This window comes from Halobacteriovorax sp., assembly GCF_041587335.1.
Taxonomy (GTDB): Bacteria; Bdellovibrionota; Bacteriovoracia; order Bacteriovoracales; family Bacteriovoracaceae; genus Halobacteriovorax.
Window position 1 is genome coordinate 1 of the sequence record NZ_JBFGYP010000061.1, and the last position, 18,060, is coordinate 18,060.

At 33.1% G+C, this 18,060-nt stretch carries 20 protein-coding genes; 17 read left to right on the forward strand and 3 right to left on the reverse strand.

Annotation, left to right across the window (positions count from 1 at the left end):
- From ABX784_RS09880 to ABX784_RS09900, 5 genes are all read left to right on the forward strand, one after another.
- On the forward strand, positions 1–1,056 hold a 1,056-nt coding region (locus ABX784_RS09880), incomplete at its 5' end, for a 4Fe-4S dicluster domain-containing protein (protein WP_372654868.1).
- Positions 1,040–1,741, forward strand: coding sequence for a sulfite exporter TauE/SafE family protein (locus tag ABX784_RS09885; RefSeq protein WP_372654869.1), 702 nt, complete (start codon positions 1,040–1,042; stop codon positions 1,739–1,741). The genes ABX784_RS09880 and ABX784_RS09885, both read left to right, overlap by 17 nt.
- Positions 1,742–1,915: 174 nt before the next feature.
- The gene (locus ABX784_RS09890; RefSeq protein WP_372654887.1) at positions 1,916–2,914 is read left to right on the forward strand and encodes an aldo/keto reductase; all 999 of its coding nucleotides are present in this window, start codon (positions 1,916–1,918) and stop codon (positions 2,912–2,914) included.
- Positions 2,915–2,917: 3 nt separating this feature from the next.
- Complete coding sequence (locus tag ABX784_RS09895) at positions 2,918–3,343, forward strand: thioredoxin family protein (RefSeq protein ID WP_372654870.1); 426 nt, start codon at positions 2,918–2,920, stop codon at positions 3,341–3,343.
- Positions 3,340–3,957, forward strand: a complete 618-nt coding sequence (locus ABX784_RS09900) for a hypothetical protein (RefSeq protein ID WP_372654871.1) — start codon at positions 3,340–3,342, stop codon at positions 3,955–3,957. The genes ABX784_RS09895 and ABX784_RS09900 overlap by 4 nt, the downstream gene beginning before the upstream one ends.
- 10 nt (positions 3,958–3,967) lie before the next feature.
- Here the strand turns inward: ABX784_RS09900 and ABX784_RS09905 are convergent, their stop codons facing one another.
- Positions 3,968–4,600 (reverse strand): hypothetical protein, encoded by a 633-nt coding sequence (locus tag ABX784_RS09905; RefSeq protein ID WP_372654872.1) that lies wholly within the window; start codon positions 4,598–4,600, stop codon positions 3,968–3,970.
- 124 nt (positions 4,601–4,724) lie between these two features.
- On the reverse strand, positions 4,725–5,192 hold the full coding sequence (locus ABX784_RS09910; RefSeq protein ID WP_372654873.1) for a hypothetical protein: 468 nt from the start codon (positions 5,190–5,192) through the stop codon (positions 4,725–4,727).
- Positions 5,193–5,410: 218 nt separating this feature from the next.
- On the opposite strand from ABX784_RS09910, the gene ABX784_RS09915 reads away from it, so the two are divergent.
- Entirely contained in the window at positions 5,411–7,153 is a 1,743-nt protein-coding gene (locus ABX784_RS09915; protein WP_372654874.1) for a cation:proton antiporter, read from the forward strand.
- Between the two features lie 59 nt (positions 7,154–7,212).
- Positions 7,213–7,917: a diacylglycerol/polyprenol kinase family protein gene (locus ABX784_RS09920; protein ID WP_372654875.1), complete on the forward strand. Its 705-nt coding sequence runs from the start codon at positions 7,213–7,215 to the stop codon at positions 7,915–7,917.
- On the opposite strand, the gene ABX784_RS09925 is transcribed toward ABX784_RS09920, so the two are convergent.
- Complete coding sequence (locus ABX784_RS09925) at positions 7,892–8,146, reverse strand: hypothetical protein (protein ID WP_372654876.1); 255 nt, start codon at positions 8,144–8,146, stop codon at positions 7,892–7,894. The genes ABX784_RS09920 and ABX784_RS09925 overlap by 26 nt on opposite strands.
- A 43-nt stretch (positions 8,147–8,189) precedes the next feature.
- Here ABX784_RS09925 and ABX784_RS09930 point away from each other — a divergent pair, with 43 nt between their 5' ends.
- From ABX784_RS09930 to ABX784_RS09975, 10 genes are all read left to right on the forward strand, one after another.
- Complete coding sequence (locus tag ABX784_RS09930; RefSeq protein ID WP_372654877.1) at positions 8,190–8,828, forward strand: alpha/beta hydrolase; 639 nt, start codon at positions 8,190–8,192, stop codon at positions 8,826–8,828.
- Positions 8,829–9,101: 273 nt separating this feature from the next.
- On the forward strand, positions 9,102–10,424 hold the full coding sequence (locus tag ABX784_RS09935; protein ID WP_372654878.1) for a hypothetical protein: 1,323 nt from the start codon (positions 9,102–9,104) through the stop codon (positions 10,422–10,424).
- Positions 10,424–11,149: an outer membrane beta-barrel domain-containing protein gene (locus ABX784_RS09940; protein ID WP_372654879.1), complete on the forward strand. Its 726-nt coding sequence runs from the start codon at positions 10,424–10,426 to the stop codon at positions 11,147–11,149. The genes ABX784_RS09935 and ABX784_RS09940 overlap by 1 nt, the downstream gene beginning before the upstream one ends.
- 10 nt (positions 11,150–11,159) lie before the next feature.
- Positions 11,160–12,596, forward strand: a complete 1,437-nt coding sequence (locus tag ABX784_RS09945; RefSeq protein ID WP_372654880.1) for a hypothetical protein — start codon at positions 11,160–11,162, stop codon at positions 12,594–12,596.
- Between the two features lie 2 nt (positions 12,597–12,598).
- Positions 12,599–12,838: a hypothetical protein gene (locus ABX784_RS09950; RefSeq protein WP_372654881.1), complete on the forward strand. Its 240-nt coding sequence runs from the start codon at positions 12,599–12,601 to the stop codon at positions 12,836–12,838.
- 10 nt (positions 12,839–12,848) lie between these two features.
- Positions 12,849–13,550 carry a MotA/TolQ/ExbB proton channel family protein gene (locus ABX784_RS09955; RefSeq protein ID WP_372654882.1) on the forward strand — a complete coding sequence of 234 codons (702 nt, stop codon included), beginning with the start codon at positions 12,849–12,851 and terminating at the stop codon, positions 13,548–13,550.
- Between the two features lie 23 nt (positions 13,551–13,573).
- Positions 13,574–14,086: an ExbD/TolR family protein gene (locus ABX784_RS09960; RefSeq protein ID WP_372654883.1), complete on the forward strand. Its 513-nt coding sequence runs from the start codon at positions 13,574–13,576 to the stop codon at positions 14,084–14,086.
- Positions 14,087–14,095: 9 nt separating this feature from the next.
- A complete protein-coding gene (locus ABX784_RS09965) occupies positions 14,096–14,623 on the forward strand; it encodes a biopolymer transporter ExbD (protein WP_372654884.1) in 528 nt (175 codons plus the stop codon).
- Between the two features lie 3 nt (positions 14,624–14,626).
- Positions 14,627–17,488, forward strand: coding sequence for a tetratricopeptide repeat protein (locus tag ABX784_RS09970; RefSeq protein ID WP_372654885.1), 2,862 nt, complete (start codon positions 14,627–14,629; stop codon positions 17,486–17,488).
- The coding region (locus ABX784_RS09975; protein WP_372654886.1) for a tetratricopeptide repeat protein at positions 17,488–18,060 on the forward strand (573 nt) is incomplete at its 3' end. The genes ABX784_RS09970 and ABX784_RS09975, both read left to right, overlap by 1 nt.

Below are 18,060 nucleotides of genomic sequence, written 5' to 3' on the forward strand. Positions count from 1 at the left end.
CAAACTGTCTTTATAGACGCAATCTTTAATAAGATAGAAGTACTTGTCGAAGGGAATGCTAGAAAGAGAAAAAAGCTTGATGAATCACCACTAGACCTTCAAAAGTTTTTGAAGAAAACATTAAAGTGGTCACTATTCATCATCGCCTCAATGCATATTGCACATTCATTTATTGGATACTTTGTAGGTGTTAGATCTCTAGTTGGGATCACTCTACACTCACCTTTTGATAATATTGCACTCTTCGGTGCAACTTGGAGTGCTGTAGCAATTATCTTATTTGATTTTGCTTGGTTTAAAGAGCAATTTTGCTTAATTGCTTGCCCGTATGGAAGATTTCAATCTGTGATGATGGATGAAAACTCTCTCGTCATAGCTTATGACTACAATCGAGGAGAGCCAAGAAGACAAAAAGGACAGAGTAAAGATGAACATGCTGACTGTGTTGATTGCTACGCTTGCGTAAAGGCCTGCCCTACTGGAATTGATATAAGAAGAGGATCGCAACTTGAATGTATTGCATGTACAAATTGCATAGATGCTTGTGATGAAATTATGCTCAAGGTAGGAAAGCCGGAAGGTCTAATCAGATTTGAAACTGAACAAGGACTTAAAGGTCTACCAACAAAAAGATTCTCTATTAGAAATGCTTTTTATTTGTCTACAGTTATTCTTTTATTCTTAGGCTTCTTTATTCAGTTCCAGGGAACTAAAGATTTGGATATTGTAATACTAAGAGGAAGTAAAACACCTTTCACTGTATTAAGCTCTGGTGAAGATAAAGTTATAGCAAATCATTTTAAGATCAATCTCTCTTACGAGGGAGAAGATTTACAAAAAATAAAAATAGAACAAAACAATAAAGATATTAGCTTAATTGTTCCTAGAAATCCTGTAGTATTGAAAGAGACAATGAATCACACAAATGTGTTTTTTAGGTTTCCACCATCAATACTAGAAAAAGGTTCTAAGAAAGTTAACTTGAACTTTATAAACCCAGAAAATAATAAAATTATAAAAACAATGGAGGTTCAACTTGTTGGACCAATTAACTGAAATACAATCGGCCCTACCAGTTTTTGCACCAATGTTCGCCTTTATGATTGGGCTAACAGGCAGTATTCACTGCATTGGAATGTGCGGAGGCCTAGTTCTATCAGTAGGAAAGTCTCCAAAGAGTAATATCTCTTATCAGCTTGGAAGACTAAGTGCCTACTTACTTATGGCCGTAGTAGCAATGTTAACTTCTACGCTAATTCAAAAATCTGGAGTCACTCAATATATTCCACTCTTAGGTGGTCTATTTCTAGGGCTTCTCTTTGTTTTTTGGGGTGCTCAAAGTATTAGAGGTAAGAAATTTGAAGTTAAGTTACCAAGGATTGTTACGGGACTTTATGAGAGATTATTCAAGAAGTTTAATTCAAACGACTTTTCAAAAAGTCTTAAGGGTTTTTCAATTGGAGCCCTCTCACTTATGCTTCCGTGTGGTTTTTTGTACGGAGTTTTAATCACATTAATGACTTTTCAATCTCCACTTGTAGGCTTCTTAGGAGTTATAGGATTTTGGCTTGGAACTTTACCTGCGATGGTCTTTGCTCCAACATTAATGATGAAGGTACTTGGTCCAATACAAAGTTTCGCACCTAAGGCCAGCGGGGCCCTATTGATTTGTTTAGGGATGTCTACAGTTAGCTACCGACTTTGGAACTTTTACTTCTCAAACGCTGCACACTGTCATTAAAAGGATTATATGAAAAAGAAGAAGAAATTAAGCTTTGAAGAAAGAATGTTTGATATAGCATTTTGGTTTTTTCTTGCCGTCCTACCTTTGTTAACCGCTGGGATAACACTCTACTTCTCAAATAAGTAATTTAGCAGTAGAATCTAAAGCTACAAGTGAGTAATTATGACTGAAATGACGTACAGAAGACTTGGTAACTCAGGTCTATTCCTTAGTAGCTTCTCATTAGGCTCTTGGGTAACTTTTAAGAATCAAGTTAATGTTAAATCTGCTATTGAAATGATGTCATATGCCTATGACCAAGGAATCAATTTCTTCGATAATGCTGAGATTTATGCTGATGGTGAGTCTGAAGAAATAATGGGTGACGCCCTTAAGAAAATGAATTGGTCTAGAGATAGCTATTTAGTATCATCTAAGGTCTTTTGGGGCGGCGATAAACCGACTCAGAAAGGACTTAATAGAAAGCATGTCATTGAAGGCTGTAACAATGCTCTTAAAAGGTTTAAACTAGATTATCTAGATCTATACTACTGTCACAGACCAGACGTAGATACACCAATTATTGAGACTCTCAGGGCCATGCATACACTTGTAATGCAAGGAAAGATTTTATATTGGGGAACTAGTGAGTGGTCGGCTGAACAAATAACAGAGGCCTACACTCTCTCAGAGAGATATCACCTTACTCCACCATCTGTTGAGCAATCTCAATACAACCTCTTACACAGAGAAAGAATTGAGAAAGAGTACAAAGGCCTTTACGAAAAGTATGGAATGGGAACAACAACTTGGTCTCCACTAAGTTCAGGGATACTTACAGGTAAATACTCAAATGGTATACCTGAAGGCTCTAGATTATCGTTAGATAAATTCTCATGGCTTAGAGATATGTATGATACTCCAGAGGGAAAAATTAAATTAAAGATCGCTAGTGACCTTCAAGACCTTGCAGTCAAAAGAGGTATTTCTTTAGCACAACTTTCTCTAGCTTGGTGTTTAAAAAACCCAAACGTTAGTTCAGTCATTCTAGGGGCCTCAAGACTCGAGCAGCTAGAAGATAATATCAAGACACTTGATATTCTTCACCTACTCGATGAAGAGCTATTAGAAGAGATAGAGATTATTACTAATAATAGACCAGAGCCACATGTAGACTGGAAGCAGCACTAAGATATGGTAAAAAAACTTGGAACAGAACATTTTGAAACAACTGTTAACACAATCAATGGGCCTTACCTTCTAAAGTTTGGCTCTACCACTTGTGGTCCATGTCAGATGATGATTCCAGTTTTAGAGAAACTATCTCTTCAAAACCCTGACTTTCCCATCTTTGATATTGATACAAATGAGTCTCCCGAATTGGCCGCACACTTTAATATTAGATCAGTCCCAACTATGTTTTTCTGTGAAAATAGAGAAGTGATTATGGATTTAAATGGTCTAACACCATATAAGGACCTCCAATATATTATTGATAACATCAATGATCCCCACTTGAGAGAACATGGTGAGTTCAATGTTGTTAAGAAAAGAGATAACTTTATTCCTTATTTAATCTCTGGAATTATTGCATTTATCTTACTATTAATATTTATATGAAATTCTTAGTATTTGGTGCATCTGGCCTAGTGGGCACCTCTCTCATTGATCAATTATCTAAAGAACATCAAGTCACAATTGCCCTTAGGGATGTCTCAAAAATAAGTAGCGATAAATTTATTAAAAGAAGTATTAACTTCGAAGAGTTCGGAACTTTTGAGCTCGAAAATTATGATGGTGTGTACTGCTGCCTAGGAACAACAATCAAGAAAGCAGGCTCTAAGGAAGCATTTAAGAAAGTAGATCTAGACTATGTTCTAATGTGCTATAAGTATGCCCTGAGTACAAATGCTAAGTTCTTCTGCGTAATAAGTGCATTAGGAGCAGATGCTAAATCAAGGGTATTTTACTCTAAAGTCAAAGGACAAATGGAGTCATCTCTCACAGGTCCTATAGATACTGTGATAGTTCGACCCTCGCTTTTACTTGGACATAGAGAAGAGTTTAGGCCAGCTGAACAAATATCTTCGGCGCTACTTAGCCCATTCTCAAAAATCTTACCCAAATTGATAGGAAAGTATGCACCGATTAAAGTAGAAGATGTTGCTAAAAGTATGATCGATTTAACACTTAAGAGAAGTACTCTAATAAAAATAGAGTACCTTATAAAATAATAAATCAAGCTTAGGCAGCGAGTACCTCAACCTCCTTAAGCTTAGAGGCCTTTAGGTTATAGAAAAGAGCTATATTCTCATGTCCTAGCTTTTCATAAATGCGATGTAGGACATTGTAGATATTTCTATCATTTACTTCTCGACCAAGCTGTACAAGTTCTTTCACAGCAATAGACATATTATCCATCGCCACATGAATAATCACTAAATGCAAACGAGTAAGAAGACACTCCTCATTCATTGAAATGGCCTCATCTATATAATGCTTAGCGAGCTTAATGACCTTTATTTGCTTTGATCTATCCGTAATCTTCAGAGAGTTTTTAAAATAGAAAATCCCCATGGCGAGACTGAATAACTTCTGATCCTCACCTTCCTCTTTGAAACTCTTTAGAGCGAGATCAAACATTTCATGTGCATCTTGATCTTTAGCTTCACAGATCTCATCATGACTATTCATTATCTTAATACCTAACACGAGAGCTTCTTTGGAACTTAGGTAGCTTGGATGAATACTTTTCCACTTATGTGAAATAGAACTATCAAGAACTGAATCAAACTTTTTTAAATTATGATTTGGAACAAAACCAAAGTACTTACTTACACTCTCTGTGTAGAATTTATTAATTGAGTTCTTGCGCATAGATATCCCCCCACCTGCTTTTCATTATGGCAGTCAGGGGTTTCATATCAAGAATATTTTTTTTATCGAAATGGCTTAAGAAAGAAGTCACTTTTATTGGCATATTAAAAAATAGAGGTGCCTATTAATTTTGACACTTTCTAATTTCTTCTAATAAGGAAGCATCATAATCTGAAATTAAGGATTTAACCTTCTCAACTACAATTCGGCTCTTTCTCATTATATTGACGAGACGACAAAAGTTCTCACTACCGGCCTCTCTAACTACTGACCAAGAATGAACTACGTATTTAGTATCATAAAAAACCTTATAGAGAAGTTCTTTATATTCAACTTTAACAAGTCGTCCAGCTTGCTGCTCTAGTTGCTTTCCTATTTCCTCATCATGGATTGAAAAGTCCCACGTCAAATGATCACCAGAACCTAAATCTAGGGTTCCCTCATATGTCTTATAAAAAGCACCTTTCTTAGTTATTTTAACTAAAGTACCTGACCTAAATCCTTTTGAATAATTATAACTCAATAGGCCCCACGTAGTTCCTGCGAGTACTAAAACTATTGCGATTGCTATAAGAATGAGCTTCTTTTTCATATACCCTCAATTTAAAAATAGAATTACACATATTCTAAGCAATTAGAAACTCATGGTAAATAGAAGTCTTAATATTATTTCAACATTATTACTAGAGTATAGAAGTTAGACATTTTGAAGTAACATATTAGAATTACGAGATTATTTTTCATGAAATTTGCTGTTAGTAGAAAGACCTTATATAATCAAATCTAATTTACTTAAGATAGGAATGAGAAATGCAAACATCAGAAGTCGCGACAACGATAATTGAAAATAAAATTCCTATTCTAGGTATAGCCTTAATCTCGGCCCTTATTTTAGGAAAATTTGCGAAAAAGATAAATATACCAAAGGTAACTGGATTTATCTTCACAGGTGTAATTCTAGGGCCAACTGGCTTTAATTTGATGACAACAGGCATAGCCAACAGCTTTCACTTTCTCTCAGATATTGCAATGGGACTCATTCTATTTAATATTGGTGGTGACTTTGATAGAAACTTGATTCAAAAAATTGGATGGAAGAATTTTAAAGAAGTTGGTGTCGCAGGACTATTTAATTTACTAATCGTATTCACATTAACATTCCTCGCCTACTCTCAAATTACTGGAGACTATAAACTAGCATTGATAGTGGCAATGTTTCTTTCGTTTGTGGCCTTAGAGTGTGCTCCTCCTACAACTCTTTTAGTAATGAAAGAATATAATGCAAATGGTCCTCTCCAAAGATCAATACTAACTTATCTAGCACTGGCTACAGTAGTTGCCTTAATTGGAACTCAAATACTAGAAGTAATATTTAAAATATTGAACATTTGGCCAGCTGACCCTGGAGTGACTCCCCTAATGCAACTAGGTTTACTCGTTTGGTCTTTGGCAGGATCAGTTATCCTAGGTTTTATACTTGGGTTCTTTCTTTCTTACTGGGAACAAAAAGAGAAAAAGTCATCTGAATTTTTAATGCTGGTAGGTTCCACTATTTTATTTGGACAAACTCTTTCTCACTTCTTACATACTGACCCATTAATTATATCAACAGTAATTGGCTTTACGGTTGTGAACTCTACTAACTCAGGTAAAGAGATCCATAAGGGAATAAATGAGATGGGTCTTTCTATATACGCAATCTTTTTCATATTAGCTGGTGCTCATATAAACTTACGAGAGTTTACACCAACGATCTTACTGATGGCAGTTGTATATGTACTTAGTAGAACATTCGCATTCTACTTTGGCTCATTATTAACAGGTAGAGTTGTCTCATCATTTTCTGACAAGTCGAAGTACTTTGGCCTCTCAACTCTTTCCCATGCAGGTATAGCGCTTGCGATTGTTAATAAAATAATGCCAATAGATACTGAGAGTTCAAATCTCTTAGTCACAATCATAATGAGTTCAATTTTTGTATTTGAAATACTTGGCCCTCTCTTACTTAAGTACAGTATATTTGAATCAGGAGAAGTAAAAGGCGGAAAAGATGATGGAAAGAACTACACTAAAAAAGCAACAGTGAGTGTAGGACAGTTAATGGATAACCTCCAAGAAAATTTAAATATAAAAAAAGAGAAACCAGAGGATATAAAAAGAGATATAAAATATTATATTAAAACTGATATTATCTCAGTAAAAGAAAATGCAAGTATTGTTAATGTACAAAAATTTATTTACCAACATAGTTCACCATACTACCCCGTAGTAAATGAAGAACATAAATTCTTAGGTGTAATTGACTTGGCCCAATTAATGGAATTATCAAAAGAAGAAGAAAATAGCTTTATCACTGCGAAATCGATTACCATAGACTTTCCTTCAATCCTTAATACCTCAAGCCTAGAAGAAGCGATACAAGCTTTTGAGAACTCCATTTACTTGACTCTTCCTGTTGTTCACGACTCAAGTGGTGAACTACTAGGCTCTATAAACCAAAAGGATATTATGCAGGTGATTTCTGAGGAAAGAACTACAAAAATAATTGAGTAGGATCTAATTAATCTAAAATAAAATCAAAAAACTCCGATAAATATCTAAAGGAATTTAATGTGAGTGAAAAGAAAGAAATCTCTTCTAAGGAAGAGAGTGAAATAAAATCAGAAAAGTTAAAAGAATCTGCTTCAACATCAACGAGGCACGATCTTCAATTTCCTAGACGCTTCTTTCATATGACGATGGGTACGGCCGCAGGTATAGTATATTATAGCTTTCTTAGCCATCAATCAGCTGTATCAATTCTTGGTACTGCTGCATGTATCGTATATATAGTAGAACAAATAAGAATAAATTATCCAGAATATGCAGCAACATTTAAAATAGTTAATAAATACTTGTTAAGAGCTGAAGAGCAGCTTAAAGAATCTGCAGGAATGCCTTTTGTAATGGGATTACTTCTCACATTACTAAGTTTTCCAAAAGTAGTAGCTCTTTGCGCAATATTTACTCTTGCTATTGCTGACCCAATGTCGGCCATAATAGGGATTAGATTTGGAAAGAATAAAATATTTAAAAGAAAAAGTATTGAAGGTTCTGCAGCATTTTTTGTTTCAACATTCTGTATATTAATTTTTGTTTTTAGTACACTTTATGGAAATGACCTATTCATCGTTTGTATTCTTGCAACATTAGTCTCATCAATAATGACAGGACTTGAACTCATCCCAATTCGCGTTGATGATAATTTAACTATTCCAATTGCGACAGGTCTTATAACGTGGTTGATTGCAGCTATTTTAGGAATCTCAACATTCTAGAAAGTAATGTCTTTTTAGGATACTCACGAATCCATGTTTTAGATTTGTCTTTTCCGCTAGACTTAATTTTTCTTTGCTTTTCCAGTGACGATAAACACTCTATTAAATCATCATATGTATAGCTTGGATTCTCTAGTAGATAATCTTCGTCAAAATCTAAGTATATCTGCTCTAATGTCATAGGGTTAAAAAAGGATAGAGTCTCTAGTAATTTTTTTTCTAATTCCAATTAATACCTACTCATCTAGTTATACTTGAATTATTATTATCCCATGAAAAACCAAACAATCAAATTAGAAATAGATTTTCCTATCAATTATAAGTTAACAAAAAGAAAATCAAAAAAATTACTAATACTTCTACATGGATTTGCACAGACTAATGAAGCAATACTTGAGCATTTCCTTGATTCAGCACCTGATGATTACGACATTCTAGCACCTAATGGACCTCTTCCAATTCCAAAGATAAGAAGAGATTATATTGAAAAAAGATATGCATGGTACTTCTTTGATAGACACTCAAACTCATATGATATTGACTATAGCCTATCAGCAAACTTGCTACAGAAACTTGTACAAACGTTAGGGTACGACGAAACTCCCAAAGTAGTCATAGGCTACTCCCAGGGCGGCTATCTTAGTCCCTTCGCTGGTTTAGCAATGAATAAGATACAATCTATCATAGGGCTTTGCTGTACATATAAGTGGCAATACATAACTGAAGAACTCCCCTTTAATGTCTACTCAATTCATGGTGTGGAAGATAAATTAGTAGATCATCAAAATTCAAAAGTGCATTTTGAAAAACTAAAAACTTCTTCTAAGAAGGAATCTAGATATATATCGCTCAAAAATGAAGGGCACGACCTTTCAGACAATATTGTTCAAGAAGCGTTGAAACTCATATAAACAAGTACTTCTCAATCTACGACAATAATATGTGGCGAAATTAACAAGATATCTCTAACAACAAATTCAATCAATTTTCTACGTTTTTCGTTATATAACTAACTAAAATAATGGAAAAAGCAATAAAAACATACATTCGCAAATTTACTCTATTTTTCAGTTTGCTACTCTAGCAGTAAGAAAAAAGGGAAATAAAAAACTTCTTCGATTTTGTTTGTTGAACGTCAGTTAAAAAAGTATGTAAGCCGTCACAAAATCTCAGAAAAGCCGGAATTGCTCGATCACATTATTTCTACAGAAATAGGTCTAGCTACCGTTATGGAGACGGTAATGGTTTTAAACACTTCAAGGATAAGAGATACCTTTCTACTACTAACATTATTAATAAACCTAACTTCTTGTAACGAACAAGAATTTTATGAAAAGAAATTTCTTAATGGAGCAGGAGTTGTTGATACAGACATTCCTAGCGAAATTGAAATCCCATCACCAGATGCTTCAAACCCAGTAGATACTGAACCAACTGACCCTGTAGTAACTACACCAACTGACCCAGTTGTTACTGAGCCTACTGATCCGGTTGTAACAGTACCAACAGAGCCAACTGATCCAGTAGTTACTGAACCAACAGATCCGGTAGTAGAAGAGCCGACAGATCCTGTCGTAACAAACCCTACTGAACCTACAGATCCTGTAGTAACGGATCCAGTAGAGCCAGAAGAACCGGAAGAGCCTGGAATAGTTTTAAAGTCAGTTGTGGAGAAATTCACGCAAGCTGAGGCTAAAGATGGAAAAGTTGATATCTTATGGGTTGTAGATGACTCTGGATCTATGGGTGATGAGCAAAAAGCATTGGCCTACAACTTTGATGTATTTATACATGAATTCTTAGAGAAGAAAATTGACTTCAAAATGGCCATTACAACAACTGATGGGACAAGTAAAAAGAACGGTAAATCAGTTTGTGACTTCTCAATTCTTGATGCAGATGCAGCTAAAAGTAATGAAAGTCAATTTGTAAAAGACTTTGCAAACTGTATCAAGGTTGGAACGAGAGGTTCTGGTAGAGAGAAAGGACTTCAAACATCTAAGTCATTTGTAAGTAGATATATTGAAAACTGGATGAGAGACGATGCATACCTAGTTGTTGTATTTGTATCTGATGAAGAAGATCAATCATCAAATACTTCACAGTCATATGTAGACTACTTTCAAAACCTAAAGAAGACTTCAGGGCTTATCAAGCTGTACTCAATTGTTAACACAAAAAGTACAGGAACTAGCTGGGAGACGATTGGTTATAGATATCTTGAAGCCAGTGATAAGACAGGTGGTGCGACTGCACACATAAAAAACGACTTTTACCAAGTACTTAGAGAAATGGGCGGAAAGATAGTAGATCTAATTGATAGTTTTGCACTTTCAAATAAGCCATACGAAGACAAGATTGAAGTAAAAGTAAATGGTGCACAAGTAAGCTCAGGCTTCACTTATGACAATCAATCTAGATCTATCAAATTCGTGGACGGAAGCGTTCCAAACGAAGGATCTAATATTGAAGTAAGTTATGCAGTTCAAACAGAGGAGCTTAATTAATGATTTTATCTAGGGGTAGGACTTTAACATATATAATGATGACGCTTTCAATGGGAGCGTCATCTCTTCAGGCCATAGCAGATGAGAAAGATCTCTATAAGTTTCTATGGCTAGACCCAGACAAGAAAGTCTATGTATTACAAAATAAGTTATTTAAAAAGAAAAAGAGTATTTATACACAACTTGGCTATGTAGCCGGTTTAAGTGGTGAGTATCAAGATACATCAGGATTAAACTTTAGAACTGGTTACTACTTAAATGAAGAGTGGGCCATTGAAGGTTTCTATAATAGTTACTCGAATAAGAACAATGATGCATACGACAACATTAAAAGAATTAACCAAACTGTTCCATTTGTAAGAAGATTTACTTCAACATACGGACTGATGGGAATTTGGTCTCCATTCTATGGAAAAATAAATACATTTAATAAGATTATATATTTTGATTGGAGTTTTGGATTAGGGCTGGCAAAGATTAATGCGGAATCAAACAAAGACACTGTATCAATCCCAACTCAATCAGCAACTTTCCAGGAAGAATCCTATACAGGAGCAATAGCTAAAACAGGACTAAGAGTTCATGCCTCAAAGAGGTGGTTTATAGGAATAGATCTACAAAGATCTATGTATAAAGCACCAGGACCGGTTGTAAATGGACAAGCATCTACATCGAAACTAAGAGGATCAACAGATACAATACTCTCAGTAGGCTTTAGCTTCTAAGGATAATCAAATGAAAATAATTATAACAGTTGTTATTCTATTTACATTTTCTGTTAATGCTCACTTTGGACTAGCTGAAAAAGAGTATTTTACGGGAACAAAAGGTAAGAATTTAAAGATATTTAATGAATTATTTAAATCTAAGTATTACTTTTCTTCTCTTCCTTTTGCAGCAGAACATATTATTGAATCAGATAAGCTTGATAAAGACTTCGAAGAAAAGCTAGAAATACTTGTATTAAAATCTGGTACAAATTCGCTAGCTGGTTTATCAAATAGAGACTTAATCAAGCACAACTCCCCTACACTACAGTTAATTTATGCTCTTAAAATGTTTAGAATGAAGAAGTATAAAAACTCATTAACTGTTGCGGAAAGAATACCATTAAATAATAGGTTCTCTCCAGAAGCTCTTTATGTAGCTGGTACTTCAAGAGAGATTCTTGGAGATATATCAAGATCAAAGGATAGATTTGAGAAATGTATAAAAGTGTCTGATAGTTTTAAAAAGAAAGCAGACAAAGAAAAACTAAAAAGATACTACACTGTACTCAGTGAATCTTGTACAATGCATATCGCAAGGCTTTACTATAAGCAAAAACAGTACGCAAAAGCAATTGCATCATATAATGAAATTCCAAAAACATCTTATAGGTGGCCATATACTTTAATTGAAAAAGCTTGGGCAAATTATTACCTAGAAGACTTTAATAGATCTCTTGGACTTGTTGTAACATATAGATCTCCACTTCTATCTAGTTACTTCTTCCCTGAATCAGAGATTTTAAACTCACTTAACTATTTTAGACTTTGTCTCTACGATGACAGCCTTGCAACAATTGACCAATATTACAAAGTATATAAAACAAAAAGTGATGAACTAAAGAAAATAGTACTACCAAATAAGAACTCACATACATACTTTATCAACTTAGTATTTAGTTCACTAAAAGAAACTGAAAGCTTAAATCCTTATATTAGAAATCTTGTTACACAAATAAGAAAGAAAGTGAAGTTCAGTGTTGATTTAGTAAGTTTCAAGAAAGCAAAAAATGAACTTAAGTATTTAAATAAGAGAAAGCAAAATAAGTTTACGAAGTACTTAATTAACCAGGTTCAAAACTCTATCAATTGGCGTACACAACATCTAAATCACTATGTGAAGAAAGAAATGTTTACGTTTATAAATGATATTCATAAATACAGTTATGAGATGTTCAATATAAAACTAGAAATTATGTCTAAGAAAAGAAACTTACTCTATAGCAATAAAGAATTGATATCAGAAAGAAGCAGAGGAAGTCTTAAGAACGTAAAAATGACGATGGATGATGATTTCTGGAACTTTGATGGAGCATTTTGGGCAGATGAGCTAGGAGATTATTCATACGGACTTAAGTCAAATTGCTCAACAGTGAAGATAGATAAGAAAGTGAGCAAGAGGTAATTATGAAATATTTAATAATTTTTATGATTTGTACTTCATCTTATGCTCAAAACAAAAATGTGATTGTTGAGTACAAGAAATATGAAAGCTTTGACCTAGGTAATCTAGAAGTAAAGGGACAGCTTCTAGCTCCTGGAGATTTATCGGTTAAAGAAAGAGATAGAAAGGTTTTTGAAAGAGCATTATACGAAAGATTTGACTTTAATACAGAATCTAAAAAAGACATAAGAAATTTAAGATAAGGGGTAAATAATGGAAAACGAAGTAGCAAAGGTAGTGTCAGACCAATCATTCTTACAAACACTCGCAATCTTTATGGATGAAGGTGGAGTTTTTATGTGGATAATATTGGCGACTTGGACATTTGGTATAGCAATAGCACTAGAACGAATTAAATCATTATTTAGCTATGATATAGACGGTAACTCATTAATGAATATGGTTAAAAAGCATGTATTAAACAACGACGTAGAAAAAGCAATTCAGAGCTGTTCAAACTCTAAAGCAATGTTACCAATGGTACTAAAGTCAGGTTTAAAAAGAGCAAACCAAGAGAAAGATCAGATTCAAGACGCTGTAGACTCTACAATATTAGAAGTTACACCAAAAGTTGATAAGAGAATGAGCTACCTTGGATTAGTAGCAAACGTATCGACTTTAATTGGTCTGCTAGGAACAATTTATGGTCTTATTGAGTCATTTGCTGCCGTTGCTAATGCTGATCCATCTTCAAAAGCAAAGCTATTGGCACTTGGTATTTCTAAGGCGATGAACACAACTGCTTTTGGTCTAATTTCGGCCATTAGTATAATGGTTGTTCACAACATACTTTCTAACAAAAGTGAAAAGATTATAGCTGAAATAGAAGAGTACTCATTAAAGCTTGTAGATTTACTAGGCACAAAAAAGAAAAAGATGCCTCCGATACCAAACAACACATCAAATGCAGCTTAATTTTATTTTCTAGGGGGTAGAAAATGAGACAAAGAAGAGAAAAGAAAGAAATACCAAAACTAAATCTAATTCCAATACTAGATGCAGTATTCATCTTTATATTTTTCCTTTTAATGAGTGCACAATTTGTGGAAATTTATGAGATAGGAAGTGATGCACCAGCAATTGCAACTATTGATACTGAAAAAAGTGACGAAAAACCCCTTAATTTAACTCTTAAGATTTCTAGTTCTTCAATAGAAGTTAAAACTGGTGTTGAAGGTGCTCTAAAAACAAAGATTACAAAATTAGGAAAAGAGTTTGACCTAAGTAAACTTAAAAAAGTTCTTATCGATATAAAACTAGCAAATATTGATGAGAGATCTATTATCCTAAGTCCAAGCAAAAATGTTAATTACAAAGAAATTGTTAAAATCATGGATTCTATAACTGGAGTTGGAAAAGATATACCAGCAATTGCAGGAAAGTCAAAGAATGGAAAAGTAGTAAGAACTAGAACACTTTTTGATCAAATAATTTTCGAAACAGTAATATAGGATATAAAAATGGCAACAAGAAATAAAAGAAGATCAGTCATTGTTAAAAAGAAAAAAGAGCTAGATATAGACATAACTTCATTACTAGATATTCTAGTAATACTACTCGTATTCTTACTTAAAAGTTATAATCCTTCTGACTTAAAGCTTGATTTAACAAATAATTTAGAATTACCTGAGTCAGTATCACTATTGCACGGTAACCAATCGGTAACAATACAGGTAAATAAAAATAGATCTGTATATATAGACAATAAAGAAATTGGAAAGATACCAAAGACAGGATCAAACATAGCTTTTTTAGAGAAAAAGCTTAAAGAAATGAAAGAACAAGGTGACAAGGAGTTAAAAGAATTTAAATCAAGAGATTTAACATCAGTAGATAAAGACCTAATAAAGAGTAAAGAAAGATCTAACAAACAGATAAATATTGTACTAGATCAAACTCTATCATATTCAGATATGCAAAAAGTAATGCATGCAAGTGCTACTGCTGGATTTCCAAAATTTAAATTTATAGTAAAAGGTGGAAACTAGAATATGAAAATAATTATAAGCTCTATATTTATTCTTATATTCTCTTTCCAGGCTATGGGAAAAGAAAAAGTGTCTTTTGAAAAACAGAAGAGAAGCACTCTTGTCGATATGATTCGAAACGAAATAAAGACGATAAAAAAGATCAGACGAAGAGGTCCTAATCTTGAATATAGACTATTAGAGCTTTATTCTGAAAATCTTAAAATAATCAAAGAAGTTGAAAATAATCGTTTCTTAAAAAACAGAAACCCTAAACTGAAGAGACCATACTTCTTCAAACAATCAATACAATTAAATAAAAAGGTTGAAAAGCTTGGACATTATATTGTAAAGAAGTGGCCAAACTACAGAAGTAATGGCGCAATTTTCTACACCCTAGCATTGAACGAAAGAGACTTTAATAAAAGTAAGAAAACAGAGTATTATTTATTAAAATCATTAAGGATTGCTCCACATTCATCACCTATCGTTCATAGTATAAAAACAGCGCTTGCAGAACTGTATTACAATGATAAAAAGTATAAGAAAGCAATAAAGTTCTATAAAGATGTGATCAAAAATGAGGGAGATGAATGGTACGCCAAGCATCACTATAACATTGCGTGGTGTTTACTAAAAATCAAAAAACTATCTCAAGGACTGGATCATATCTTAAAAGCTTACCAAATAAGTAAGAGCCCAAGGTATGTTACTGTAGAATCACAAGTATTAGATGCAATAAGTATATTCTTTATCCAAAATGATAAAATAGATGAAGGTGTATCGTTCTATATTGAGAATGTTACTAAAGCAGCAGAATACATAACAAAAATGGCGACGAGAGCTCAAACTGCTAAAAAGTTTCCTACAGTGAACAATATAATCACAAGAGGATTGCAAGTCGCAAAAGATAGAAAACAGTTTGACGAACAGATAATGTATTACAATTATCAATTAGAGTTTTACAGAACATTTAAGAGAGAGAATCTTCACTTAAATACTGCAAAGGCCTTATCAAAAATCTATGAGCTAAAACACCTACAAGGCGAAGAATTAGAAATATCAGTAAAACGAATAAAGTCGTACGTGGGTTATCTACAAGTAAGACTTGCTAAAAGAGAACAATTTACTTCAGAAGCACTCAATGACTCAAAGTTGAATAATGTTCTTACATATTTCAACATTCTAATAAAAATGGATACAACAAATAAGAATGAGTATTTATTCTACCAAGGTGAAACACTCTTCTCTGTTAAGCTTTTCCAAAGAGCGTACAAGAAATATTCTGTTGTTCTTGAGATAATTAAAAAAGAGAAAAAGCAAAAGATATGGAAAGAAGAGTTTTCAAAGAAAGTTATAAACTCGCTACTTGCAACTCTAACTAAGCTAGAAGAAAATGGCCTATCAAACTATAAGTATCAAACTTACGTATATAGTAACCATGTAAACCTATGGCCAAAAGATAAAAAAAGTAAACTTATATACCCTAAACTATTTTCAATTTATCATAAAAACAAGAAAACAGATAATTCGATCACTGTAGTAAAAGCGTATCACACTAGCTTTCCACAAGACATCAAAGCTCAAAAAGGAATGTTTGCAAAAGTATTTGATTTTTATGTAAAAAATAAAGATATAAAACAAATCTCATACTGGATAGGTCAATTTAACAAAGGTTTTCTTTCTTATGAAAAAGTATATATTAAGAAATCTATAGTAATACTTGCAGGACTATTATTTAATGAAATCGATAAAAAGGTCGATGCGAAAGACTATGCGTCAGCGAACAAGAGCTACACAGATATTCTTAAAAATGAAAACTATCCTTTAAAAATTAAAATTCAGACTTCTTTCAGACTATCACTACTAGCATTACAAACAAGTAACTACAACGATTCATGGAAGTGGTTAAAGTATAGCTTGAAGATAGATAATCAAGGTGAGATTTTTAAAGAAGTATCCACTCTAGAAAAAATTGTTACTGAGTATGCACAGGCGCAAGAGTTCAAAAAAGCACTTTCTCTGAGCTACAAAACAATTACTAAATACTGTACAAATGAATTTAAAGAAAAAAATAAGTTCTACCAAAAGGCCATTTCATTTTCCATCATTGAAAATAATTACAAAGCTGTTAGCATTCTTCAAAATGCACAGAAAAAATGCAATATAGACCAATCTGTAGTGAAAAAAGATATTGAACAATTTGCAAGAGGCTTTGCTATAGAAGGAAATATGAAGAAAATCAAATTCTACATGAAGAAGTTCCCTAAATACATCAAACCAGAAACACTCACAACTATCGCAGAAAATAAGTATTGGCAAAGTAAGGCAATGGGGAATAACAATGTAGCAAATGAGATGTTAAACATTCTTAGAAATTACCAATCTCCAGTTGTTCATAAGATTATGTCTTATAATGCTTACATTCTTAACTTCGAAAATACTAAATATACTTTTACAAAAGCAGAGTTTAATGGAGATCGTTTTAGTCTGGAAATAGAAAACAATTTTTCAACTATAAAAAATATAGTTACACAGGGATTAAAAATTCAAAACTTAAAACACCCAATAATTACGCCAAAAGTTAGCCATTTTATAGCTAACCAATACAAAGATTTCTTGACTGAAGTTACAAGCTTTCGTCCTATTGGTTTTAACAAAGTAGAAACAAATATGTTTCTACAACAAATGACTCCTCTTTATCAAAAAGTTGAAAAAGAAGTTATCACATTCAAAAAACAGACAACGAATACAATTCAGACTAACAATATTCTATCATATGAAAATTACAAATTATTTGATGAACAAGGGTTCAAGTCAGAAATATTAATGAGATACCCTGTATCACAACTTGCAATCTCCTTAGATAACCAAGGAGTACAATAGTGAAAATAATCAATATAATAACGTTATTCTTACTTGTAAGCTGTGGATCACACAAGATTAATAACAACCTTAGATCTGAAAATGATGCTTTTGCTGATGAATCATTTATGAGATTTGGTAACACAAGGTTAAGTAAAGTAAGCGAAAAAGACTTTTTAGCAAAATCATTATCAAAATGTTACAAGGGTAACTTTAAATCAACTCTTAATGATATGCAAAAAGAGATAAAATCGTACAAGAATAATAGTAAGTACTGGCTTTACATAGGAATTTGCTATCAACTCTATGGAAGCCAGCTAAAAGCGAATTACTTTTACGATTATGCTCTATCAGGATCAAATTTAATAAAGGCATCTGTTTATAACAACAAAGCACTTGTTGCTCTTAAGTCCAATAATTTTGAGGGAGCACAGATACTACTTGAAAAGGCCATTAAGTTATCTCCTAAGTCAAATATACCAAAGTATAATCTTGCTCAGGTATATATTAAATTCAATCATTTAGAAAAAGCGAAAGATCTTATCAATCCTTTAGTAAACAAAAATTCAAATGATATAGATCTAATTTTTTCG